This is a genomic window from Mesorhizobium sp. WSM4836 (assembly GCF_055811815.1).
Genome location: NZ_JBVVQF010000002.1, coordinates 270,210 through 293,154 on the forward strand (window position 1 = coordinate 270,210; position 22,945 = coordinate 293,154).

General features: G+C 63.3%; 22 protein-coding genes. 20 read left to right on the forward strand and 2 right to left on the reverse strand.

Annotation, left to right across the window (positions count from 1 at the left end):
* The first annotated feature begins 61 nt into the window (after positions 1 to 61).
* Positions 62 to 1,339: a 4-aminobutyrate--2-oxoglutarate transaminase gene (locus tag AC0L2P_RS03510; protein WP_473499861.1), complete on the forward strand. Its 1,278-nt coding sequence runs from the start codon at positions 62 to 64 to the stop codon at positions 1,337 to 1,339.
* A gap of 1 nt (position 1,340) precedes the next feature.
* On the opposite strand, the gene AC0L2P_RS03515 is transcribed toward AC0L2P_RS03510, so the two are convergent.
* Positions 1,341 to 2,594: an NAD(P)/FAD-dependent oxidoreductase gene (locus AC0L2P_RS03515; RefSeq protein WP_473499862.1), complete on the reverse strand. Its 1,254-nt coding sequence runs from the start codon at positions 2,592 to 2,594 to the stop codon at positions 1,341 to 1,343.
* Positions 2,595 to 3,020: 426 nt separating this feature from the next.
* Between AC0L2P_RS03515 and AC0L2P_RS03520 the strand changes: the two genes are divergently transcribed.
* The 17 genes from AC0L2P_RS03520 (at position 3,021) to trmB (ending at position 20,148) form a co-directional block, all read left to right on the forward strand.
* Positions 3,021 to 4,310: an imelysin family protein gene (locus tag AC0L2P_RS03520; protein WP_473499978.1), complete on the forward strand. Its 1,290-nt coding sequence runs from the start codon at positions 3,021 to 3,023 to the stop codon at positions 4,308 to 4,310.
* Between the two features lie 55 nt (positions 4,311 to 4,365).
* Positions 4,366 to 4,677: a (2Fe-2S)-binding protein gene (locus AC0L2P_RS03525; protein ID WP_473499863.1), complete on the forward strand. Its 312-nt coding sequence runs from the start codon at positions 4,366 to 4,368 to the stop codon at positions 4,675 to 4,677.
* Positions 4,643 to 5,128 (forward strand): bacterioferritin, encoded by a 486-nt coding sequence (bfr, locus tag AC0L2P_RS03530; RefSeq protein WP_473499864.1) that lies wholly within the window; start codon positions 4,643 to 4,645, stop codon positions 5,126 to 5,128. The genes AC0L2P_RS03525 and bfr overlap by 35 nt, the downstream gene beginning before the upstream one ends.
* A gap of 12 nt (positions 5,129 to 5,140) precedes the next feature.
* Positions 5,141 to 6,748, forward strand: a complete 1,608-nt coding sequence (locus tag AC0L2P_RS03535) for a di-heme oxidoreductase family protein (protein ID WP_473499865.1) — start codon at positions 5,141 to 5,143, stop codon at positions 6,746 to 6,748.
* Positions 6,748 to 7,821, forward strand: a complete 1,074-nt coding sequence (locus AC0L2P_RS03540; protein ID WP_473499866.1) for an imelysin family protein — start codon at positions 6,748 to 6,750, stop codon at positions 7,819 to 7,821. Before AC0L2P_RS03535 ends, AC0L2P_RS03540 begins: the two co-directional genes overlap by 1 nt.
* Before the next feature lie 343 nt (positions 7,822 to 8,164).
* Entirely contained in the window at positions 8,165 to 9,271 is a 1,107-nt protein-coding gene (locus tag AC0L2P_RS03545) for a DUF1513 domain-containing protein (protein WP_473499867.1), read from the forward strand.
* 158 nt (positions 9,272 to 9,429) lie between these two features.
* On the forward strand, positions 9,430 to 10,122 hold the full coding sequence (tsaB, locus tag AC0L2P_RS03550) for a tRNA (adenosine(37)-N6)-threonylcarbamoyltransferase complex dimerization subunit type 1 TsaB (RefSeq protein WP_473499868.1): 693 nt from the start codon (positions 9,430 to 9,432) through the stop codon (positions 10,120 to 10,122).
* Positions 10,122 to 10,616: a ribosomal protein S18-alanine N-acetyltransferase gene (gene rimI / locus AC0L2P_RS03555; RefSeq protein ID WP_473499869.1), complete on the forward strand. Its 495-nt coding sequence runs from the start codon at positions 10,122 to 10,124 to the stop codon at positions 10,614 to 10,616. The genes tsaB and rimI overlap by 1 nt, the downstream gene beginning before the upstream one ends.
* Before the next feature lie 21 nt (positions 10,617 to 10,637).
* Complete coding sequence (gene olsA / locus AC0L2P_RS03560; RefSeq protein ID WP_473499870.1) at positions 10,638 to 11,438, forward strand: lyso-ornithine lipid O-acyltransferase; 801 nt, start codon at positions 10,638 to 10,640, stop codon at positions 11,436 to 11,438.
* A 63-nt stretch (positions 11,439 to 11,501) separates the two neighbouring features.
* Positions 11,502 to 12,911, forward strand: coding sequence for a tRNA (N6-isopentenyl adenosine(37)-C2)-methylthiotransferase MiaB (miaB, locus tag AC0L2P_RS03565; protein WP_473499871.1), 1,410 nt, complete (start codon positions 11,502 to 11,504; stop codon positions 12,909 to 12,911).
* Between the two features lie 83 nt (positions 12,912 to 12,994).
* On the forward strand, positions 12,995 to 13,987 hold the full coding sequence (locus tag AC0L2P_RS03570) for a PhoH family protein (protein WP_473499979.1): 993 nt from the start codon (positions 12,995 to 12,997) through the stop codon (positions 13,985 to 13,987).
* A gap of 17 nt (positions 13,988 to 14,004) precedes the next feature.
* On the forward strand, positions 14,005 to 14,502 hold the full coding sequence (gene ybeY, locus AC0L2P_RS03575; RefSeq protein ID WP_473499872.1) for an rRNA maturation RNase YbeY: 498 nt from the start codon (positions 14,005 to 14,007) through the stop codon (positions 14,500 to 14,502).
* Positions 14,503 to 14,530: 28 nt separating this feature from the next.
* Entirely contained in the window at positions 14,531 to 15,604 is a 1,074-nt protein-coding gene (locus tag AC0L2P_RS03580) for a hemolysin family protein (protein WP_254816261.1), read from the forward strand.
* Positions 15,605 to 15,672: 68 nt separating this feature from the next.
* Positions 15,673 to 17,262, forward strand: a complete 1,590-nt coding sequence (gene lnt / locus AC0L2P_RS03585) for an apolipoprotein N-acyltransferase (RefSeq protein WP_473499873.1) — start codon at positions 15,673 to 15,675, stop codon at positions 17,260 to 17,262.
* A 137-nt stretch (positions 17,263 to 17,399) separates the two neighbouring features.
* Entirely contained in the window at positions 17,400 to 17,819 is a 420-nt protein-coding gene (locus AC0L2P_RS03590) for a helix-turn-helix domain-containing protein (RefSeq protein WP_473499874.1), read from the forward strand.
* A 326-nt stretch (positions 17,820 to 18,145) separates the two neighbouring features.
* The gene (gene metK / locus AC0L2P_RS03595) at positions 18,146 to 19,435 is read left to right on the forward strand and encodes a methionine adenosyltransferase (RefSeq protein WP_473499875.1); all 1,290 of its coding nucleotides are present in this window, start codon (positions 18,146 to 18,148) and stop codon (positions 19,433 to 19,435) included.
* Positions 19,436 to 19,446: 11 nt separating this feature from the next.
* Positions 19,447 to 20,148 carry a tRNA (guanine(46)-N(7))-methyltransferase TrmB gene (trmB, locus tag AC0L2P_RS03600; RefSeq protein WP_473499876.1) on the forward strand — a complete coding sequence of 234 codons (702 nt, stop codon included), beginning with the start codon at positions 19,447 to 19,449 and terminating at the stop codon, positions 20,146 to 20,148.
* Between the two features lie 60 nt (positions 20,149 to 20,208).
* Here trmB and AC0L2P_RS03605 read toward each other — a convergent pair whose 3' ends face one another.
* Entirely contained in the window at positions 20,209 to 20,373 is a 165-nt protein-coding gene (locus AC0L2P_RS03605; protein WP_473499877.1) for a hypothetical protein, read from the reverse strand.
* A 291-nt stretch (positions 20,374 to 20,664) separates the two neighbouring features.
* On the opposite strand from AC0L2P_RS03605, the gene rimP reads away from it, so the two are divergent.
* Together rimP and nusA are read left to right on the forward strand one after the other, a co-directional pair.
* Positions 20,665 to 21,297, forward strand: a complete 633-nt coding sequence (gene rimP, locus AC0L2P_RS03610; protein ID WP_473499878.1) for a ribosome maturation factor RimP — start codon at positions 20,665 to 20,667, stop codon at positions 21,295 to 21,297.
* Positions 21,298 to 21,344: 47 nt separating this feature from the next.
* A complete protein-coding gene (gene nusA, locus AC0L2P_RS03615; RefSeq protein WP_473499879.1) occupies positions 21,345 to 22,940 on the forward strand; it encodes a transcription termination factor NusA in 1,596 nt (531 codons plus the stop codon).
* The last annotated feature ends 5 nt before the right edge of the window (positions 22,941 to 22,945 follow it).

The following is a 22,945-nucleotide window of genomic DNA, read 5'->3' on the forward strand; positions in this document are numbered from 1 at the left end:
GCCAGAACACGTCTGAGCCACCATCAAACGAGAACGGGCGCGGCCCCGGCCAGGGAACACCATGAAGAACTCAGCCATTTCCGAACGCAAGAACCAGTCGATTTCGCGCGGCGTCGGTATGACCACGCAGATCTATGCCGATCGCGCCGAAAACTCGGAGATCTGGGATGTGGAAGGCCGCCGCTACATCGATTTCTCGTCCGGCATCGCCGTCGTCAACACCGGCCACCGTCATCCAAGGGTAATCGAAGCGGTCAAGGCGCAGCTCGACCGCTTCACCCACACTTGCTACCAGGTCGTGCCCTATGAGAGCTATATCAGGCTGGCCGAACGGCTGAACGGCATGCTACCCGGCAAGTTCGACAAGAAGACGATCTTTGTCACCACTGGCGCCGAGGCGGTCGAGAACGCCATCAAGATCGCCCGTAACGCCACCGGCCGGCCGGCGGTCATCGCTTTTTCCGGCGGCTTTCACGGCCGCACCTTCATGGGCATGGCGCTGACCGGTAAGGTCGTGCCTTATAAGGTCGGCTTCGGCGCCATGCCGGCCGATGTCTTCCATGCGCCGTTCCCGGTGGCGCTGCACGGCGTGTCGGTCGCCGATTCGCTCGCCGCGCTCGACCGGCTGTTCAAGGCCGATGTCGATCCGGCCCGCGTCGCCGCGATCATCGTCGAGCCGGTGCAGGGCGAGGGTGGCTTCTACGAGGCGCCGCGCGACTTCATGAGCGCATTGCGCAAGATCTGCGACCAGCACGGCATGCTGTTGATCGCCGACGAAGTGCAGACCGGCTTTGCCCGCACCGGCAGGATGTTCGCCATGGACCACCATGAGGTCGCAGCCGATATCACCACCATGGCCAAGAGCCTGGCCGGCGGCTTCCCGCTGGCGGCGGTCACCGGGCTTGCCGAGATCATGGATGCCCCGAACCCCGGCGGGCTCGGCGGCACCTATGGCGGCAGCCCGATCGGCGTCGCCGCTGCGCATGCAGTGCTCGACGTCATCGACGAGGAGAAGCTCTGCGACCGCGCCAATACGCTGGGCAACCGGCTGAAGCAGCGCCTGCAATCGATCCGCGACGAAGCGCCGGAGATCGTCGATATCAGAGGCCCCGGCTTCATGAACGCGGTCGAGTTCAACGATGTGACGAAGGGCCTGCCGTCGCCGGAACTCGCCAACGCGGTGCGGCTGAAGGCGCTCGACAAGGGCCTGATCCTGCTGACCTGCGGCGTCTACGGCAACGTCATCCGCTTCCTCGCGCCGATCACCATACAGGACGGCGTCATGAACGAGGCGCTCGACATCCTGGAAAGTTCGATCCGCGAAGCCCGCGCCGCCTGAGCTATCCGGCCGCTGTTGCAGGCTCTGCCTGCTGGAAGGCGGCGAGCGCCGCCTTCAGCCAGTCGGGCCCGGCCGCGACAATCTGCGGCGACGGCGAAAAGCCGGCGCCGAGCATTTTGCGGCCAAGCATGTGGTCGCCGGGCCGATTGACCGATTCGATGCCGAGCAGCCGGCTTCCGGCATAGTGGTAGATGGAGAACTTGTTCTCGGCCACGTCACCCAGCACGATATGGCTGTCGCCGCCCGCAATCAGGCCGACCATCTGCAGCTTCATGTCGCCGATGTCGGACCAGAACCAGGGCACCGCCGAATAATTGTCGGCGTGGCCGACTATGGTCCGTGCGGCGAGCCGCGCCTGGTCTGTGGCGTTCTGCACCGATTCCAGCCGCACGTCGCCGCCGGTGAACCAGTGCCGGTAGGAGGCGGCGTCGCCGATGGCGAGGATTTCCGGCACCGACGTGCGCATCTGCTGATCGACGCGGATGCCGTTGGCGATGGCGATGCCGGCGGCTTCGGCCAATTCGACATTCGGCACGACGCCGATGCCGATGACGACCATCTGCGCCGGCAATCTTGCGCCGGATGAGGTGATCGCAGCCGAAACACGGCCGTTCTCGCCCTCCAGCCGTTCGATGGTGGTGCCGGTAAGAATGCGCACCCCGGTGGCTTCCAGCCGCTGGCGCACATGGCCGGCGATGACCGGTGCCACGGCGCGGCCGAGCAGCCGATCGACCGCCTCGACCACCGTAACCTTGCGGCCGGCCGCGGTGAGCGTCGCGGCAATCTCCAGGCCGATGAAGCCGCCGCCGAGGATGACGACCTCCTCGCTCTGCGCGCTCAATTCGCGGATCAGGCGGGCATCGCCGAGCGAGCGCAGCGACACAACGCCGGAGAGCTCCGACCCCGGCAGCGGCAGCAGGCGCGGCCGCGCGCCGGTGGCGAGGACGAGCCGGTCGAACGGCAGCACGCCGCCGCCCGATATCTCCAGCCCGCGGCCGCCTACGTCGATGCGCTCGACCTGGAGGCCTGGCCGGTAGTCTATGGCGCTGCCGGTATAAAAAGCCTCGCCGCGCAACGGCTGCGGCTTTGCTTGCTGATCCTTGATGAAGGTCTTTGACAGCGGCGGCTTGTGGTAGGGCAATTCGTTTTCGTCGCCGACCAGGATCACCGGGCCGTCATAGCCTTCTTCGCGCAGGCTGGCGGCCGCTTGCACGCCCGCATGACCCGCACCGACAATGACGACTCCGTTCCTCATAACAGCCCGATTCCTCATCCCAATCTAGGACGTCCCGCCAGGTGGCGATTGTCCGGCGCCGCCGCAAGAGCGCCGATCCGGGTCGCACCCGGAACGGCCGCCTGTCAATCGCGTCATGCGCCGGCATTCCTGATACGCCGGTGTTAAAGTTGACAGTTCTAGTTTAGAATAATTCTAAACTATTGTTTCAATTGAATTTTTCCTACGGCGCCAGTTGACATCCGGCTTCTTCGCCGTTTTATGGAAGCTCGCGCGTCAGCGCATCCCTTTGATGTCTGGGCCTTGAACCCTTTCGATTGGAGGCATTTCGGTGTCTTTCTTCCGCGAACCGCGCGATGGCGCGACCCTTCTTTGCCCGCTGGCAGCTCCCCGCCGCGGCGCCGGCATTTCATTGATTCCCGAGGAGAGACAGTCATGAGAACGATGATGACCGCGCGGTATGGCGGCAGGCTTGCGGCGATCGGCGCCACCGCGATGCTCACGGCGGCGGTGTTCGTGCTGCCGGCCAAGGCGCAAACCGATGCCGAGGCGGTCATCAAGACTTATTCCGACATCGCGCTCGCCAAATACGAGGATTCGCTGATCACGGCCGAGGCGCTCGACAAGGCTGTCGATGCGCTGCTCGCCAAGCCATCCGCCGAAACGCTGAACGCCGCCCGCGAGGCGTGGAAGGCATCGCGTGTTCCCTATCAGCAGACCGAGGTCTATCGCTTCGGTAATGCCATCGTCGACGACTGGGAAGGCAAGGTGAACTCCTGGCCGCTCGATGAAGGCTTGATTGACTATGTCGCCAAGAGCTACGGCACCGAGTCGGATGCCAACGCGCTCTACACCGCCAATGTGATCGCCAACAAGTCGATCGAGATCAACGGCAAGAAGGTCGACGCCGCCAATCTGACGCCGGAATTCCTCTCCGGCACGCTGCAGGAGGCCGGCGGCATCGAGGCCAATGTGGCGACCGGCTATCACGCCATCGAATTCCTGCTGTGGGGGCAAGACCTGCACGGCACCGGTCCGGGCGCCGGCGAGCGGCCCTACACCGATTACGACCTCGCCAATTGCACCGGCGGCAATTGCGATCGCCGCGCGCAATACCTGAAATCGGCGAGCGACCTTCTGGTTTCCGATCTCGAGGACATGGTCGACGACTGGAAGGAAGGCGGCGCCGCCCGCAAGAACCTTACCGATGGCGAGCCGAACGCCGCCATTTCGACCATCTTCACCGGCATGGGCTCGCTGTCCTACGGCGAACTCGCCGGCGAGCGGATGAAGCTCGGCCTCTTGCTGCACGATCCGGAAGAGGAGCACGATTGCTTCTCCGACAACACCTACAACTCCCATCTCTATGACGCGATCGGCATCCGTGCCGCCTATCACGGCAGCTACACGCGGCTTGACGGCACGGTCGTCGAGGGGCCGTCGGTGGCCGACATGGTCAGGCAAGCCGATCCGGCGATCGACAAAGAATTGTCGGCTAAGCTGGATGTCACCATCGCCAAGATGGAGGCCATCAAGGCGCGGGCGCTTGCCGGCGAGGCCTATGACCAGCAGATCGGAGAAGGCAACACTGAAGGCAATGCCACCGTGCAGGCGGCGATCGACGCGCTGGTCGATCAGACCAAGTCGATCGAACGCGCCGTCGGCACCCTGAAGCTCAATGCCATAGCCTTCGAGGGCTCGGACAGCCTCGATTCACCGGACAAAGTGTTCCAGTAAACTATCGAACCACCAGCCACGCGACGCAACGAAGCGCCGTCAGCCAGAGCGAAATATGCTGATCTGCCATTGCAACATCATCACCGATAAGGAGATAGAGCAGACGATCGTCGAACTGCTGGATCAGGACCCTTGGCAGCTTATCGTGCCGGCGATGGTCTATCATGCTATGCACAAGCGCGGTCGTTGTTGCGGCTGCTTCCCAAATGTGGTCGAAACGATCATTCGGGTCACCGAAAATTATCACGCCCGCTCGGCGGCGAGCGGCGTGGACATCGTTTCACACCTGGATCGCGTCAGAGGCCTGCGCGTCCAATACGGGAGCAGAACGCATGAAAGGCGAGCAGCAGATCATCGAGCGGCTTAATGAGGCTCTGTTCCTGGAGCTTGGCGCCGTCAATCAGTATTGGGTGCATTTCCGGCTGCTGGAAGACTGGGGATACGCCAAGCTGGCCAAGAAGGAACGCGCCGAATCGATCGAGGAAATGCACCATGCCGACCGGCTCGTGGCGCGCATCATCTTCCTCGAGGGCCATCCGAACCTGCAGTCCGTGGCGCCGCTGCGCATCGGGCAGAATGTCAAGGAAGTGCTCGAATCCGATCTTGCCGGCGAATATGACGCGCGCACCGCCTACAAACGTTCGCGGGAGGTTTGCAACGAAGCAGGCGACTACGTGACGATGAAGCTGTTCGAGGAATTGCTGGCTGACGAGGAAGATCATATCGACTTCCTCGAGACGCAACTCGACCTGCTGGCCTCGATCGGCGAGGAAAAATACGGCCAGCTCAACGCGGCGCCGGCGGACGAGGCGGAATAAGGATATGCGGGAATGCGGCGCCCTCTAGATTTCGTACGCCGCTTGCGGCCGGCCGAGCACAGCGGCCTGCCGCCTCAGAAGAAGCCACGATACGATATCCTTCGCGGCGCCTTTCTTGCAGTTGTGGCGACGCTCACAGCCTCGGCGCTGGCCGGGGCGCCGCAACCGGTGGGGCTTGCCACCAACCGCACCGATCTGACGCCGAAGGATCTGGCGCGCGTCATCGCCATTACCAGGCCAACCAGCGATTTTTCCAAGCCCGAGCAATTCGAACTGATGCAGGGCGGCGCCGGCACCTCGAAGAAGGACGTCAACAAGGACGCCTTCTCGCAATCCTCCGCCAACATCAGCTTCGAGGAAGAGGGTACCTTCAAGCTCGGCAATGCTATTTTCCGCAAGAACTGGGTGTCCTCGCCATCCTCGACGCAGGCCTCGGATGGGCTCGGTCCGCTGTTCAACGAGCGCGCCTGCCAGAACTGTCATCTGAAGGACGGCCGCGGCCATCCGCCCGAAGGCGACAGCGGCACCACCTCGATGTTCCTGCGCCTGGCAAGGGAAGCCAGTACCGAGGAGGAGAAAGCCGCGCTCGCCGATCACAAGGTGCTCAACTTCCCCGACCCGGTCTATGGCACACAACTTCAGGAGCTAGCCGTTCCCGGCCTGAGGGGCGAAGGCAGGATGCATGTCGACTATCAGGAGCAAACGGTAAAACTGGCGGACGGCAGCACGGTGTCGCTGCGCAAGCCGAGCTATTCGGTCGAGGGTCTAGCCTACGGGCCGCTCGATCCACACACCACGCTGTCGCCGCGCATGACACCGCCTATGATCGGCCTTGGCCTGGTCGAGCAGATCGCTCCTGCAGACATCCTTGCCCGTGCCGATGCGGCCGACCGCGATGGTGACGGGATTTCCGGCAGGCCCAATATAATACGCGACGGCAGCAGCGGTGAACTGACGCTCGGCCGTTTCGGCTGGAAGGCGCAGGCGGCATCGATCCGCCAGCAATCGGCGGACGCTTTTGCCGGCGATATCGGCATTTCGACGCCTGAGGTGCCGAAGCACTGGGGGGATTGCAGCGCCGCAGAAAAGACCTGCCTTGCCCTACCCAACGGTGTGCAGGAGCGCCTCGGTCCGATCGAAGCGCCGCCGCCGGTCATGGACCTCGTGACCTTCTATTCGCAAAACCTTGCCGTGCCGGCCCGGCGCGACCTCGACAGACCGGACGTGCTCGCCGGCAAAAAACTGTTCTACGATATGGGCTGCATCTCCTGCCATACGCCGAAATTCGTCACCCATCGCGGCACCCCGAACAAGGCGCAGGCCTTCCAGCTGATCTGGCCTTATTCCGATTTCCTGCTGCATGACATGGGACCCGGCCTTGCCGACGGACAGGCGGTGGGCGAGGCCACAGGAAGCGAATGGCGCACGCCGCCGCTGTGGGGCATCGGGCTCACCCAGACCGTCAGCGGCAACACCTTCTTCCTGCATGACGGGCGCGCACGCAGCCTGGCCGAGGCGATTCTGTGGCATGGCGGCGAGGGCCAGAAGGCGCGTGACCGCTTTGCCGCTGCCGATGCGGCCGACCGCGCCGCGCTGATCAAGTTTCTGGAGTCGCTCTGATGCGGAAGCGTCTTGCACTCGCTCTGATGCTGGTTCTTGCCGGTGCGCTGCCGGCATCCGCCGCGGTGAAGGCTTCGGATGTGATCCAGCGCGCGATCGACGGCTTCGTCCGCCCGGCCTATGCCAGGCTGCATGACCATACAGACAGCTTGGCCGAGGCAATGCACACGCTTTGCCAGGCGCCCTCGCAAGACAATCTCGATGCGGCACGCGCCGAGTTCGCCGGTGTCGTGGATGCGTGGTCGGTGGTGGAAATCATCCGTTTCGGCCCGATCTCCGAAAACAACTGGCTTGAGCGCATGCTGTTTTGGCCGGACCGCAAGAGTATCGGCCTGAAGCAGGTGCAGGCGGCGTTGGCCAGCAAGGATCCGGTCGCCGCCGATCCGGCCCAACTGGCGACAAAGAGCGTCGCCATGCAAGGGCTCGGCGCACTGGAATTCGTCCTCTACGGCGACGGCGCCGATCAATTGGCCGGCAGGGACGACGCATATCGCTGCGCCTACGGCGCGGCCATCGCCGGCAATGTTGAGACGATTGCCGGCGAGGTCGGCGATGCCTGGACCAAGCCCGACGGCTTTGCCGCGCTCTGGGCCAATCCGGGTCCGCAGAACGCGCTCTACCACGACGGCACTGAAGCGGTGACCGAACTGGTCGGCGTCTTCATCAACGAGTTGGAAATGGTCCGCGATGTGCGCCTGAAAGGCTTCCTGGGCGCCAAGCCGGAGGCCGACAAACCGAAACAGGCGATCTATTGGCGCTCGCAAAACACCGCCCGCTCGCTGACCGGGAATCTGGCGGGAATGGACGCGCTGTTCCAGGCCTCGCAGCTTGGCGACGCGCTGCCGCCCGAGACGCGCTGGATGGCCGAATCGGTCCACATCCAGCTCACCAACGGGATCGAAGCGGCCAAGGCGATCAGAGGCCCGATCGACAAGGCACTTGCCGATCCGGCGCTGCGCCAGAAGCTCGACTATTTCTCGCTGGTGACATCCAGCCTGACAACCCTGATCGCCACCAGGCTGACCGCCGAATTCGGCCTGACCGCCGGGTTTTCGTCACTGGACGGGGACTAAGAATGGTTCCGAAGCGGTATCGACTTTTGGGGCGAGTTACTTGGCGAGGAAGTTTTGACAGGCCGGACGCGGTTGCGTTGACAGATCGCTCGCTTTGGACATTTGCCGAAAGGCCCATCGCGTCGTCATCCTGGGGCGGAGCAAGGAGCGCAGCGACGGGGCGCAGATCCCAGGATCCATGCCGTGACCTCGAAGCGTTGCTTAAGTGCAGAATTCTGCTCCGCCTTACTCCCCGGCTGAGATTACGGCATGGATCCTTGGGTCTCCGCGACGGAGCTTCGCTCCTGCTCCGCCCAAGGATGACGAAGTTGGAGCATGGGACCGTGCCCGAGAGGGCTGTCTCATGAGGACGCCACTAATCGATCGGCGCGATTTCCTGAGGGCCGCAGGCGCTGGTTTCGTCGCGGCGATGGCGCCGTCGGCATGGGCGAAGACACTCGACGCCGACGCGGTCTTCGCCACTGCTTTCGTCAAGCGCGACGGCAGCTATGGCGCGGCCGTCCTGTCCGAGGCCGGCAAGTTGTTGCACACGATCGATCTGCCCGATCGAGGCCACGACGTTACCTTCGACCCTGTGTCCAAGCGTTCGGTGGTGTTCGCCAGGCAGCCGGGCACCTTTGCTGTCGTCTTCGACCATACCGGCCGCGATGAACCGCACACGATTGCCAGCGTTGCCGGCCGGCATTTCTTCGGCCATGGCGTGTTTTCGGCCGATGGCACGCTGCTCTACGCAACCGAGAACGATTTCGACAATGCCGCGGGCGTCGTCGGCGTCTATGACGCGCATGCGAAATTCAAGCGCATCGGCGAGTTCCCGACCTACGGCATGGGCCCACACGAGCTTTTGCTGCTTTCGGATGGCAGGACGATTGCTGTGGCTAATGGCGGCATCGAAACCCATCCGGACTATGGCCGCGCCGAGCTCAATATCGCAACGATGAAGCCCTCCTATGTTCTGGTCGACCGCCTCACCGGCGATCTCACCGAAAAGCATGAATTGCCGCCGTCGCTGCACCAACTGTCGATCCGCCATATGGATGCCGACCGCTCCGGCACCGTCTGGTTCGGCTGTCAGTACAGGGGGCCGGGTACCGATCGTCCGCCGCTGGTCGGCCGCGCGGCGCGCGGCAAGGACTTGAAACTGCTCGACATGTCGCAGGATGTGCTCTCCGGCTTCAGGAACTATATCGGCTCGGTAGCCGCCAACCCTGCCGCCGGCACTATCGCCGTGTCTTCGCCTGAAGGGAATTCGCTTGTCGTGATCGACACGGCCAGCAGCCGCATCGTCGCCGCCAGGGCGCTGGTCGAGGTCTGCGGCGTCGCGCCCGATGGGGAAAGCTTCATGGCGACGACGGGCGGCGGCGAAATTGTCGAGGGCGATGGCACGATCCGTTCCGAGCCGGACTATGTCTGGGACAATCACGTGCTGCGTATCGGGCAGGTCGGCTAGTCCTGGCGTCGGTTTGCGGCAGTTGGGTTCGTCGAAACTTACCTTCGTGGGCCAACCGAAGCAAAGTCGCCTGCCGATTTATCCATTATTCCCTTGCGGGGATCAGCCCTGGCGGGCAGAGGGAACCTGTTTTCGAAACTGTCTCAACCGGCCGCTTCATGAAGTTGCTTGCCATCGACTGTGCTGCCAATCTCTGCGCCGCCTGCGTCTACGACGCGGCGGCCGGGAAAGAACTCGGCCGTTCGGTGCTCGACCTCGGTAAGGGTCATGCAGAGCATCTAATGGGTGTCATCGAAGGGGCATTGAAGGCGGCCGGAACGGAATTTACCGGCCTCGGCGCCATTGTCGTCTCCACCGGTCCGGGCTCCTTCACCGGTCTGCGCGTCGGCGTCTCGGCGGCGCGCGGCCTTGCGCTGGCGCTGAAAATCCCGGCGATCGGCGTGACGACTCTGGAGGCGCTGGCCGCAGAAGCCGCAGCGATATTTCCCCGCCGCGCCGTACTCGCCGCGCTCGATGCAGGTCGCGAGGAGATCCATGCGGCACTTTACGATGAGAGGTCGGTTCTGATCTATGGTCCGGCTGTGACCACGCTCTCGCAAGCCGCAGCCATGGCGATCGACATCTCTCCGGTTCTGGCCGGCACGGCGGCAACCCAAATTGCCGCGGCGGCCGGGCGCAGCTTCGATGTCGGCGGGACGGCGGGCACCGCAGACATCGCCGTCTATGCCCGGCTGGCCGCGGCCCAAGGTGTCGGTAAACACGGCGAGGGCGCAAAACCGAAACCGTTCTATCTGCGCGGCGCCGACGCCAAGCCGCAGGCCGGCTTTATTATATCCAGGCAAAAAAACTGATGCGCATTCCCTTCCTCCAGCCGCGTCGCAGGGACTATGCGATCGAGCCGCTGACGGTTGCCGACAGCGCGGCCATGTCGGTGCTGCATCGCGAGGATTTCGCGCGGCCGTGGACCGACGATGAATTCGCCGCGCTGCTTGAGCAGGACACGGTGTTCGGCTATGCCGCGCGCGAGACCGGACAGGGCGCCAAGCCGCCGGTCGGCTTCGTGCTGGCGCGGCTGGCGGCCGGCGAGGGGGAGATCCTGACGGTCGCAGTGGCACGCTCGCATCGGCGCCGGGGGCTCGGCTGGCAATTGATGGATGCGGTGCTGCGTGAACTGCACGCACAGCGCGCCGAGGCACTTTTCCTCGAAGTCGACGAGACCAATGTCGCCGCGATGGCGCTCTACCGGCGGCTCGGCTTCCGCGAGGTCGGCAAGCGCGCCAACTATTACAAGTCGCCGGAACACGGCCCGACCGGCGCGCTTGTCATGCGCCGCGATCTTCGCTAGCCAGGCGCCGGGGTGGTACGGATGATCGGAAAAATCAGGATTTTTCTGGCGCTGGGGCTGGTTATCGTCGGCTCATTGGTGCTTGTCCCGCTGCAGATCCTATCGATGAAGACCGGGCTCTGGCGCGAGACCTTCATCCTGAAGATCTGGCACAGGATGATCGTCAGGGCGGTGGGGCTGCGCATCCATGTCAAGGGGGCGCTGTCCGGCCAGCGCCCATTGCTGGTTGCCGCCAACCACATCTCCTGGACCGATATCATGGTGCTCGGGTCGATGGTCGACGTGACGTTCATCGCCAGGGCCGACATGGCCGGCTGGCCGCTGATCGGCATGCTTTCGAAGCTGCAGCGCACCGTCTTCATTGAACGTGAGCGCAAACGTTCGTCGGGCGACCAGGCTAGCGAGATCGCCGCCCGCATGGCCAGGGGCGATGCCATGGTGCTGTTCGCCGAAGGCTCGACCGGCGACGGCAACATGATCCTGCCGTTCAAGAGTACGCTGTTCGGCGCCGCGACAATGGCGATTGCGGAAGGGGCGGCCGAACAGGTTTTCATCCAGCCGGTGGCGATCGTCTATACGCGCCTGCATGGCGTGCCGCTCGGCCGCCGGCACCGGCCGGTTGCCGCCTGGATAGGCGATGAGGAGATGATGCCGCACCTCAAGGTGCTGATGGCCGAGGGCGCCCTCGACGTCGAGGTGCATTTTGGCGAGGCGATTGCTTTCTCCAAGGGCTCCAGCCGCAAGGAGACGGCAAAGCAGATGGAACGCCAGGTGCGCGAGATGGTGCAGGCGGCGCTCGCCGAACCGCGCCCAAGCCGGTAGTCTGCGCAGGTTCCGGCCAGATTCGTCTGTTTTTTGTCAGGGAAAGGCGCTAGAAGCCGCGAAATGGAATTGAACACGATAGAACGCGACGACATCGGCGCTGCCGCCGAAGGCTTGGTCGTTCCGCCCGCGGCGACCAAAAAGGTCTTCGTCAAGACCTATGGCTGCCAGATGAACGTCTACGATTCGCAGCGCATGACTGATGCTCTGGCGGCCGACGGATATGCCGCGACCGATGCCATCGGCGAGGCCGATCTGGTGCTGCTCAACACCTGCCACATCCGCGAAAAAGCGGCGGAAAAGGTCTATTCCGAACTTGGGCGCATCCGTGAGTTGAAGGCGGAACGTGCCAAGGCCGGGCGCGAAATGCTGGTCGGCGTCGCCGGCTGCGTGGCGCAGGCCGAAGGTGCCGAGATCATCCGCCGCTCGCCGGCCGTCGATCTGGTCATCGGCCCGCAGACCTATCACCGGCTGCCCGGTGTGCTGGCGAGGGCGCGCGGCGGCGAAAAGATCGTCGAGACCGACTATGCCGTCGAGGACAAGTTCGAGCATCTGCCGCAGCCAAAGCGCGCCGAACTGATCAGGCGCGGCGTGACGGCGTTCTTGACCGTTCAGGAAGGCTGCGACAAGTTCTGCACCTTCTGTGTCGTGCCCTATACGCGCGGCTCGGAAATCTCGCGGCCGGTGGCACAGATCGTCGCCGAGGCCGAGCGCCTGGCGGATGCCGGCGTGCGCGAGGTGACGCTGCTCGGCCAGAACGTCAATGCCTGGCACGGAAGAGGCGAAGACGGCGAGGAATGGGGCCTTGGCCGGCTGCTGTTCAGGCTGGCAGAGATTCCAGGTCTGGCGCGGCTGCGCTACACGACCAGCCATCCGCGCGACATGGACGATGAATTGATCGCCGCCCATCGTGATTTGCCTACGCTGATGCCCTATCTACATTTGCCGGTGCAGTCCGGCTCCGACCGCATACTCAAGGCGATGAACCGCAGGCATATGGCCAAGGACTATCTGACGTTGATCGACCGCATCCGTGCCGCTCGGAGCGACATCGCGCTGTCGGGTGATTTTATCGTCGGCTTTCCCGGTGAGACGGAAGCGGATTTCGAGGCGACGATGCAGTTGGTCGAAGACGTCAACTATGCCTCGGCCTTCTCGTTCAAATACTCTCCGCGCCCCGGCACGCCGGGCGCCGGGATGAGCAATCACGTGCCGGAGGCTGTCAAGGACGCGCGCCTGCAGCGGCTGCAGGCGCTGCTTCTGGAACAGCAGCAGCGTTTCGGCGCAAGCCTGGTCGGCAGGAGCATCGACACGCTGATCGAAAAGCCGGGCCGCCAGGCCGGCCAGAAGGTTGGCCGCTCGCCCTGGCTGCAGCCGGTTATTGTTGATGAAAATGCCGGTGAAATCGGTGACATTATCCAGGTACGAATCACGAAGACGGGCTACAACAGCCTGTTCGCCGAATTGGCCTGAAGGCCTCGGCAGATGAGGAGAGACGGTTGAGCGCTGCTGAAGTCAAGAATTTGCCCCAGAATCTAACCTCCGGGGCCTCGGATATGGCGCACATCGTACTGACTTTCGACAATAACAAGCTTGCCAGCGCCCTTTACGGCCAGTTCGACGAGAATCTGGCCAGGCTCGAGCAGAAGCTCGGCGTCGACATCCGCTCGCGTGGCAACCAATTGACAATCAAAGGCTCTTCCTCGGCCGCCGAGCAGGCGCGCCGCGCCTTGGACAATCTTTACGGCATTCTGCAGAAAGGCACCGATATCGGCCAGTCCGATGTCGACGGCGCCGTGCGCATGGCGATCGCCACCGACGACCAGCTGACGCTGCCGACGCTGGAGCGCAAGGGCAAGGTGTCCGCCGCCCAGATATCGACACGCAAGAAGACCATCTATGCCCGTTCACTGAACCAGGACGCCTATATGCGCGCGCTGGAGCGGTCGGAACTCGTCTTCGGCATCGGCCCGGCCGGCACCGGAAAGACCTATCTGGCGGTGGCGCATGCGGCAATGCTGCTCGAACGCGGCATGGTCGAACGCATCGTGCTGTCGCGCCCCGCGGTCGAGGCCGGTGAACGGCTTGGCTTTCTGCCGGGCGACATGAAGGAGAAGGTCGATCCCTATCTGCGGCCGCTTTATGATGCGCTCTACGACATGATGCCGGCCGACAAGGTCGAGCGGGCGATTGCCGCCGAGGTCATCGAGATCGCGCCGCTGGCGTTCATGCGCGGCCGTACGCTGGCGCACGCCGCCGTCATCCTCGACGAGGCGCAGAACACCACGCCGATGCAGATGAAGATGTTCCTGACCCGGCTCGGCGAGAACTCGCGCATGATCGTCACCGGCGATCCGACCCAGATCGATCTGCCGCCAAACACGAAGTCCGGCTTGGTCGAGGCGTTGAGAATCCTCGACGGCGTCACCGGCATGGTGACGGTCCGCTTCAATGAAGGCGACGTCGTCAGGCATCCGCTGGTCGCCGAGATCGTCAAGGCCTACGACCGTGATGGCAAGCTGGCCAGGGGCTTGGGTGTCGAAGGCTGATATGATTATGCGGCCACATGGCTGACGAGCAAAAGGCGGGGGGCCCGCTTCCCGTCGAGATCGATATCGCGATCGAGGCGGGCGACTGGCCCGACGAGGCGGCGCTGACGCGGCTGGTCGACCACGCCGTCTCGGCCGCCTTTGCCGAAACCGGTGCGGAGGGGCGTTCCGAGCTCAGCATCGTCTTTTCCGACGATGCCCATATCCGTACGCTCAATGCCGGCTGGCGCGGCAAGGACAAGCCGACCAACGTCCTGTCTTTTCCAGCTTTTCCGTTTGCCAGGGGCGGGCCTCTGCCGCCGATGCTCGGCGACATCGTGCTGGCCGCCGAGACTGTTGCGCGCGAGGCGGCACTGGAAGACAAGCCCGTCGAGAACCATATCTCCCATCTCGTTATCCATGGCCTGCTGCATTTGCTGGGCTTTGATCACGAAACCGATGCCGAAGCGGAACTGATGGAAGAGACAGAGCGCGCAGCACTTGCGAGGCTTGCCATTCCCGATCCCTACACGTAATTACAAAAGACCAATTGACCGGACGATGATGAACGACAAACCAGAGACTGCCGCCCGCTCCGACGCCGGCAGTGCGATCAAGCCTTCCGAAACGACGGAAGAGGGCTCGAGTCCGAGTACCACGACCGGCAGCTTCGCCAGCGAGGCATCGCCTGCCGGTCCTTCCCTGTTCGATCGCGTGCTCGGGCTTTTCAGGCACCGCAACGGCACCAGCCTGCGCGAGGAGATTGCCGGTGCGCTTGCCGAAACGGCGAGCGATGCAGAATCCTTCTCGCCCGGCGAACGCGCAATGCTCAACAACATCCTGCGCCTGCGCGAAGTGCGGGTCGAGGACGTCATGGTGCCGCGCGCCGACATCGAGGCGGTCGAGATCACGACGAAGCTGGGTGATCTTCTGGGGCTGTTCGAGCAGTCCGGCCATTCCCGCATGCCGGTCTATTCGGAGACGCTCGACGACCCGCGCGGCATGGTTCATATCCGCGACGTGCTGGCGCACATTACCAAGGTCGCCCGCGTCAGAAAGGGCAGGACGACCAGGAAAACCCCGGTCGCGACGGTTCTCGATCTCGCCCAGGTCGATCTGGCGCGCACCATCGGCGATCTCAACCTGATCCGACCGGTGCTGTTCGTGCCGCCGTCGATGCTCGCCTCCGACCTGATGGGGCGGATGCAGACGACGCGCACCCAGATGGCGCTGGTCATCGACGAATATGGCGGCACCGACGGTCTCGTCTCGCTCGAGGATATCGTCGAGATGGTGGTCGGCGACATCGAGGACGAGCACGACGAGGACGAGCCGATGATTACCCAGGCCGGCGAAGGTGTGTTCATCGTCGACGGCAAGGCCGAGATCGATGACGTCGCCAAGATGATCGGCGAGGATTTCGCCGCCGGCGAGCACGGCGAATATGTCGACACGATCGGCGGCATGATCTTCAACACGCTCGGCCGGGTGCCGGCGCGCGGCGAAGTGGTGCAGGCCATACCCGGATTCGAGTTCCATGTGCTCGACGCCGATCCGCGCCGCGTCAAGCGCGTGCGCATCGTCGAGACCCTGAAGGGCGAGCGGCGGCGCCGCGCCGTCCGCACCGAGCAGGCTTAGGTTCATTTGGAGCCAAGGCCGCGGGCTGATAAATCTTGCTTCCTGATTCGCACGACTCGGGAGCATAGATGGAGCGCCAGGCCGGCCGGATAATTCTGCTTTGGGGCTGGCGGCGCGCGCTGGTGGCGTTTTTTGCCGGGGCGCTGGCGGTTCTTGCCCAGGCGCCTTACGATTTTTTCGCCGTCTGTTTCGTTTCGTTCCCGCTGTTGGTGTGGCTCCTCGATGGCGCGACCGGCGAAGCCTCGGACGGTTTTCTGCGGCGCTTGCGGCCGGCTTTCGCCACCGGCTGGTGGTTCGGTTTCGGCTACTTTCTTGCCGGTCTGTGGTGGGTCGGCTCGGCGCTGCTGGTCGAAGCCGACAGCTTCGCCTGGGCCTTGCCGTTCGCGGTGGTCGGCATCCCCCTCGCGCTCGCCTTCTTCTATGGCTTCGCTGCCGTGGTTGCCCGGCTGTTGTGGAGCAACGACATTGGCCGCATCGCCGCGCTCGCCTTCGGCTTTGCGCTGGCGGAATGGCTGCGCGGCTTCCTGTTTACCGGCTTTCCGTGGAATGCCGTCGGCTATGCGGCGATGCCGGTGCCTTTGCTGATGCAGAGCGTATCGGTGATCGGCATGATCGGCATGGACGCGCTTGCGGTCTTCGTCTTTGCGCTGCCGGCGCTGCTTGCGGCGCGCTGCCATCTCCGCCTAGGCGCGGCACTGCTCGTCGTTCTCGTCGCGGCCCATGCCGGCTTCGGCTATATCCGGCTCGCCGCCCCCGAAAAGCCGGCCGCCGCCCGCAGCCTCGACGTCCGTATCGTGCAGCCTGCCGTCGACCTCACGGAAAAATGGGACGCCTCGGTGCGTGACCGCATCTTCGCTACCATGATGGGGCTTTCGGCCAAGGCGCCGGAACCCGGCCATGACAGGCCGCAATTGATCCTGTGGCCGGAGACGTCCGTGCCGTTTCTGTTCACCGAACGTCCGGATGCCCTGCCTGCGATCGGAGAGATGCTTGGTGATGGCCAGATGCTGGTCGCCGGGGTCGTTCGCGAGGAAGGCGGCTCGGCGGCCGGCAGCCGGTATTACAACTCGGTAGTGGCGATCGACGAGAGGGGCGAAATCGTCGATGCCGTCGACAAGGTCCACCTAGTACCCTTTGGCGAATACCTGCCTTTCGCCGATCTGCTCGGCCGCTTCGGGCTTGAGCAGCTTGTTGCCGGCCCGATGACCTTCGCGGCCGGCAATGAGCGGCACCCGATCGCGCTGCCCGGCGGTATCCGGGCGCTGCCGTTTATTTGCTACGAGGTCATCTTTCCCGATCTGGTCGCGGTTGACGCCACGGCAGCCGAGCTTATTGTGAACGTCACCAATGACGCCTGGTTCGGCGACACGCCGGGGCCGTACCAGCACTTCAGGCAGGCACAGATCCGGGCGGTGGAGAATGGGGTGCCTCTGTTGCGCGCGGCCAATAACGGCATTTCGGCCGTTGTCGACCCGCGCGGTCGCATCGTCGACGCGCTGGCAATCGATGCACGCGGCGCGATCGATGTGCGTGTGCCGATCTCCAACCAAGCCATCGTTTCCTCCGGCCAACGACGCATTAACGGAATGCTGATCATGTTTTTGCTTGCCGTTGCGGCATGCATTTTGAACGTAAGGCAAAGGCTACGGGCGAATTGACAGCCGACACATTAGAAACTCATACTGTAAGCGCCTGAAAATTTTCGAAGTCGATAAGGTCGTTCTGTTGGGGCACGGGCCGCGGCGTCGTTTGGGCAGCAAAATAGAAAAAGCCGGAAAAATTCGGCGAGGAAAAAATGACAGAAGAAAACAAGAAAAAGCCGAATCCGATCGACATCCACGTCGGAAGCCGCATCCGGCTTCGCCGCAATATGCTGGGAATGAGCCAGGAAAAACTGGGCGAAAACCTCGGCATAACGTTCCAGCAGATCCAAAAGTACGAAAAGGGCACCAATCGCGTCGGCGCCAGCCGTTTGCAGGCAATCGCCTCCATACTCGGCGTGCCCGTCGCCTTCTTTTTCGAGGATGCGCCCGGTCAGGAGCCCGTGGGCAACCGTGGATTTGCCGAGGATGCGTCGATGACCTCCGCCGTCGAATTCTGCGGCAGCCCGGAAGGCCTCCAGCTGAACCGCGCCTTCGTCAAGATCGCCGACGTGAAAGTGCGCCGCAAGATCATTGAGCTTGTGAAGTCGCTCTCCGCCGACGAGGTCGATTGACTGGCCCGTGAAGAGTTCAAAGAGAAGAGGTCGTCGTAGCTGGGCATGCAATTTCTCGCGGCTGTGCGCATCGAGGGATGTGTAGTCCGCGGTGCGCCAAAGCGCGGATCGATTTTGCTCGACACGCTTCCTCGAAGCCGTTTGCTCAGTCTGTTGGTGCAGGGGCTGATCGCCGTGCGCCCTGCCGCCGTCTCGGGATGCAAAGATAATAACGTCAAAATTCATGCCAGAACGGCTGCATGGCTTGACGAGCGGCGCCCGGCACCGTTAACAACTGGCGCGCCAAAATCGGCGGCCTGCCGATATTTTTTCAAGAGGGGACACCCGTGACGCGGCACAATTATTTCTTCACCTCGGAATCCGTTGCCGAGGGCCATCCCGACAAGGTCTGCGACCGCATCTCCGACGAGATTGTCGATCTCGTCTATCGCGAAGCCAGAAAGACCGGCATGGACCCGTGGAAGGTCCGCGTTGCCTGCGAGACGCTTGCGACGACCAATCGCGTTGTCATCGCCGGTGAGGTGCGCGTCCCCGAGACGCTGCTCAAGAAGGACAAGGAGGGCAACGTCCTGAAGGACGCGGCTGGCCATCCGATTGTCAACCCGGCCAAGTTCAAGTCGGTCGCCCGCAAGGCAATCCGCGAAATCGGCTACGAGCAGGCCGGCTTCCACTGGAAGACGGCCAAGATCGAGGTCCTGCTGCACGGCCAGTCGCCGGATATCGGCCAAGGCGTCGACAACGCTTCCGACCGGCAAGGCGAGGAAGGAGCCGGCGACCAGGGCATCATGTTCGGCTATGCCTGCCGCGAAACGCCGGACCTGATGCCGGCGCCGATCTATTACAGCCACAAGATCCTCGAACTGCTGGCCGCTGCGCGCCACGAAGGCAGCGGTGATGCGGGCAGGCTCGGGCCGGATGCCAAGAGCCAGGTTACAGTCCGCTATGTCGACGGCAAAGCGGCCGAAGTCACGCAGATCGTGCTGTCCACCCAGCATCTCGATGAGACGTGGGATTCGAAGAAGGTGCGCAATGTTGTCGAGCCCTACATTCGCGAAGCACTGGGCGACCTGAAGATCGCCGACAATTGCAATTGGTACATCAACCCGACTGGCAAGTTCGTCATCGGCGGGCCTGACGGTGACGCCGGCCTGACCGGCCGCAAGATCATCGTCGACACCTATGGTGGGGCTGCGCCCCATGGCGGCGGCGCTTTTTCCGGCAAGGACACCACCAAGGTCGACCGCTCGGCCGCCTATGCGGCGCGTTATCTCGCCAAGAACGTTGTTGCCGCGAAGCTCGCGGATCGTTGCACCATCCAGCTTTCCTATGCGATCGGTGTCGCCCAGCCGCTGTCGATCTACGTCGACCTGCACGGCACCGGCAAGATCGACGAGGCAAAGCTCGAGCGTGCGCTGCGCACCGTGATGGACCTGTCGCCGTCCGGCATCCGCCGCCATCTCGATCTCAACAAGCCGATCTATGCCAAGACGTCGTCCTACGGCCATTTTGGCCGCAAGGCCGGCCGCGACGGATCCTTCTCCTGGGAGAAGACAGATCTCGCCAAGGCGCTCAAGGACGCTCTCGCCGAACCGGTCGCCGAAGCAGTCGCCGCCTAACCGCGGCGGCTATGGACCCGAAGGACCGGCCAAGCCGTGCGACCGAGGCATTTTTCGGTCGCCGGCGCGGCAAGACCATCCGGCCTCAGCAGGCGGCGGCACTGGAGAGCGGCTTCGCCGCCTACAGGCTCGACCTGACCGTCGAACCGCCGGTCGATCTGCGCAGCCTTTTCGAAGCCGAAGTTTCTTCTGTCCAGCTCGAAATCGGTTTTGGCGGCGGCGAACATCTTCTGCACCGTGCCACGGCCAGCCAGGCGACCGGCTTTATCGGCGTCGAGCCTTTCGTCAACGGCATGGCCAAGATGATGATGGCGGTCCGGGAGCGGCCGCTTGCCAATCTGCGCGTCTATGACGACGATGCCACACGCCTGCTGGACTGGCTGCCGCAGGCTTCGCTCGACGGCATCGATCTTCTCTACCCGGATCCCTGGCCGAAGAAGAAGCACTGGAAACGGCGCTTCGTCAGCCCGGTCAATCTCGACCGCTTCGCGCGCGTCCTGAAGCACGGCGGAAAGTTCCGCTTTGCGTCCGACATCGACAGCTATGTGAACTGGACGCTCCTGCATTGCCGGGCGCACGGCGCCTTCACATGGCAGGCCAGCGAAGCGGCCGACTGGCACCGGCCCTATGATGGCTGGCCGGGGACGCGCTACGAGGCCAAGGCCATTCGCGAAGCCCGACGGCCAGCCTATCTCACCTTCGTGCGGAAATAAGCGGGAAATCCGAACTAGGCACAAGGCGAGCGGGCCGAAGGCTCTCGGCGCTCACCTGGCTCAGAAGCGACGGATCTTGTCGAAGGCTGCCGGCTCCATGCCGAGATTGCGCAGATCATGCGCACGCGGCTTGCGACCGCTTTCCACAGCCCGCGACGCGACTACGGCGCTGCCGAACACGCTAAAGACATCGCCTATGGCTGAAAAAAATCCACGATTGTTCATGATGGTACCCTTTCGAGCGCAATGAGCGCTCCAATTGTGCAATGCAACAATGCAACATAGATAGTCGTGCGTAGCCGGTGCTCAAAGGGGGATCACTGCATGGCCGCCATGCACCTGGCGCAGCGCTGCGGACTCGGCGCCTTGCCGTCATGCATGACGGGCTTGAAACGAGGACCATGATCGTCTATATCAGCTTCAAATTCTTGGTCGGTATGACGAAGAGTGGGTCCACCCGGTCCCGCTCTTTTTTATTACCTGCCGACCAAACAGGAATCGAGCGACAGGGACCGAATGACAGTGACGGCAAGCGAAGGCGATGACCGCATCATCCGCGAAAGCGGCATGGATGCGCGCATCGCGCTGATCGTTCAGCCGGTACTGCGCGCCATCGGCTTCCGCTTGGTGCGTGTGCACCTGTCGGGCCAGAACGGCCTGACGCTGCAGATCATGGCCGAGCGCGAGGACGGCACCATGACGGTCGAGGATTGTGAAGAGGTCAGCCGGGCGGTGTCGCCGGCGCTCGATGTCGATGATCCGATCGAGAAGGCTTATCATCTCGAGGTGTCATCGCCGGGCATCGACAGGCCGCTGGTCCGCAAATCGGACTTTGCAACCTGGACCGGCCATCTGGTGAAGATGGAAACGTCGGTTCTCGTCGCCGACCGCAAGCGCTTCAAGGGCAAGATCGCCGAAAGCGACGCGGACAGTGTGCTGATCGAGCGCGACAAGGCCGCTTACGGCGAGGAGCCGACGGTGCGTGTTCCCTATGATGCGATTGCCGAAGCGCGGCTGGTTCTGACCGACGATCTTATCCGCGATGCCCTGTCGAGGGACAACCGGGCGCGCAAGGAAGCCAGGAAACGCCGCGGCGAATCCGAAGACGCACCAGAGGGTGCGGAAGACGAAACCGAACAGGAAATGTGATTGGGCTGCCGGCCGTAAAGGTCGGCAACAAGCTCGGGAGAAAGAAGATGGTTGTAAGCGCCAACAGGCTTGAACTGCTGCAGATCGCCGATGCGGTCGCGCGTGAAAAGTCGATCGACAAGTCGATCGTCATCGCCGCCATGGCCGATGCGATCCAGAAGGCCGCGCGCTCGCGCTACGGCCAGGAAACCAACATCCGCGCCGATATCAATCCGAGTACCGGCGAGATGAAGCTGCAGCGGCTGATGGAAGTGGTCGAGAAGGTCGACGACTACGCGACCCAGATTGCCATTTCCTCGGCCCGCGAGCGCAATCCGGACGCCCAGCTCGGCGATTTCATCGCCGAACAGCTGCCGCCGATGGATTTCGGCCGTATCGCCGCCCAGTCGGCCAAGCAGGTCATCGTGCAGAAAGTCCGCGAGGCCGAGCGCGACCGTCAGTATGACGAATACAAGGACCGCATCGGCGAGATCGTCAACGGCACCGTCAAGCGCGTCGAATACGGCAACGTCATCGTCGATCTCGGCCGTGGCGAAGCGATCATCCGCCGCGACGAGCTGATCCCGCGCGAAAACTACAAATATGGCGATCGCGTCCGCGCCTATGTCTATGACGTGCGCCGCGAACAGCGCGGCCCGCAGATCTTCCTGTCGCGCACCCATCCGCAGTTCATGGCCAAGCTGTTCACCATGGAAGTGCCGGAAATCTACGACGGCATCATCGAGATCAAGTCGGTCGCCCGCGATCCGGGTTCGCGCGCCAAGATCGCCGTCATTTCGCGCGACAGCTCCATCGATCCGGTCGGCGCCTGCGTCGGCATGCGTGGCAGCCGCGTCCAGGCGGTCGTCGGTGAATTGCAGGGCGAGAAGATCGACATCATTCCGTGGTCGCCTTCTGCGGCGTCCTTCATCGTCAACGCTTTGCAGCCGGCGGAAGTCGCCAAGGTCGTGCTCGACGAGGATGCCGAGCGCATCGAGGTCGTCGTTCCCGACGATCAGCTGTCGCTGGCGATTGGCCGCCGCGGGCAGAACGTCCGTCTTGCCTCGCAGCTCACCGGCTGGGATATCGACATCCTGACCGAGCAGGAAGAGAGCGAACGCCGCCAGAAGGAATTCGTCGAACGGTCGTCGCTGTTCATGGAAGCCCTCGACGTCGACGAGATGGTCGGCCAGGTGCTCGCTTCCGAAGGCTTCACCAGCGTCGAGGAGGTCGCGTATGTCGATTCGGGTGAAATCGCGTCGATCGACGGCTTCGACGAGGACACGGCTTCGGAAATCCAGACCCGCGCCCGCGAATATCTGGAGAAGATCGAAGCCGAGCACGACGAGAAGCGCAAGGCGCTCGGCGTCAAGGACGAATTGCGCGAGATTCCCGGCATCACCACCGCCATGATGGTGACGCTCGGCGAGGACGGCGTGAAGACGATCGAGGATTTCGCCGGCTACGCCGCCGACGACCTGACCGGTTGGAAGGAACGCAAGGACGGCGAGACGAAGGTATTCCCGGGTGTGCTCGCCAACCACGGCGTGTCGCGCGCCGATGCCGAGCAGATGGTCTTGGCCGCTCGCCTGAAGGCTGGCTGGATCACCGAAGACGAGCTTGCCGCCGAGGGCGTGCCGGCTGACGAAACCGTCGGTGCGTGAGGTGA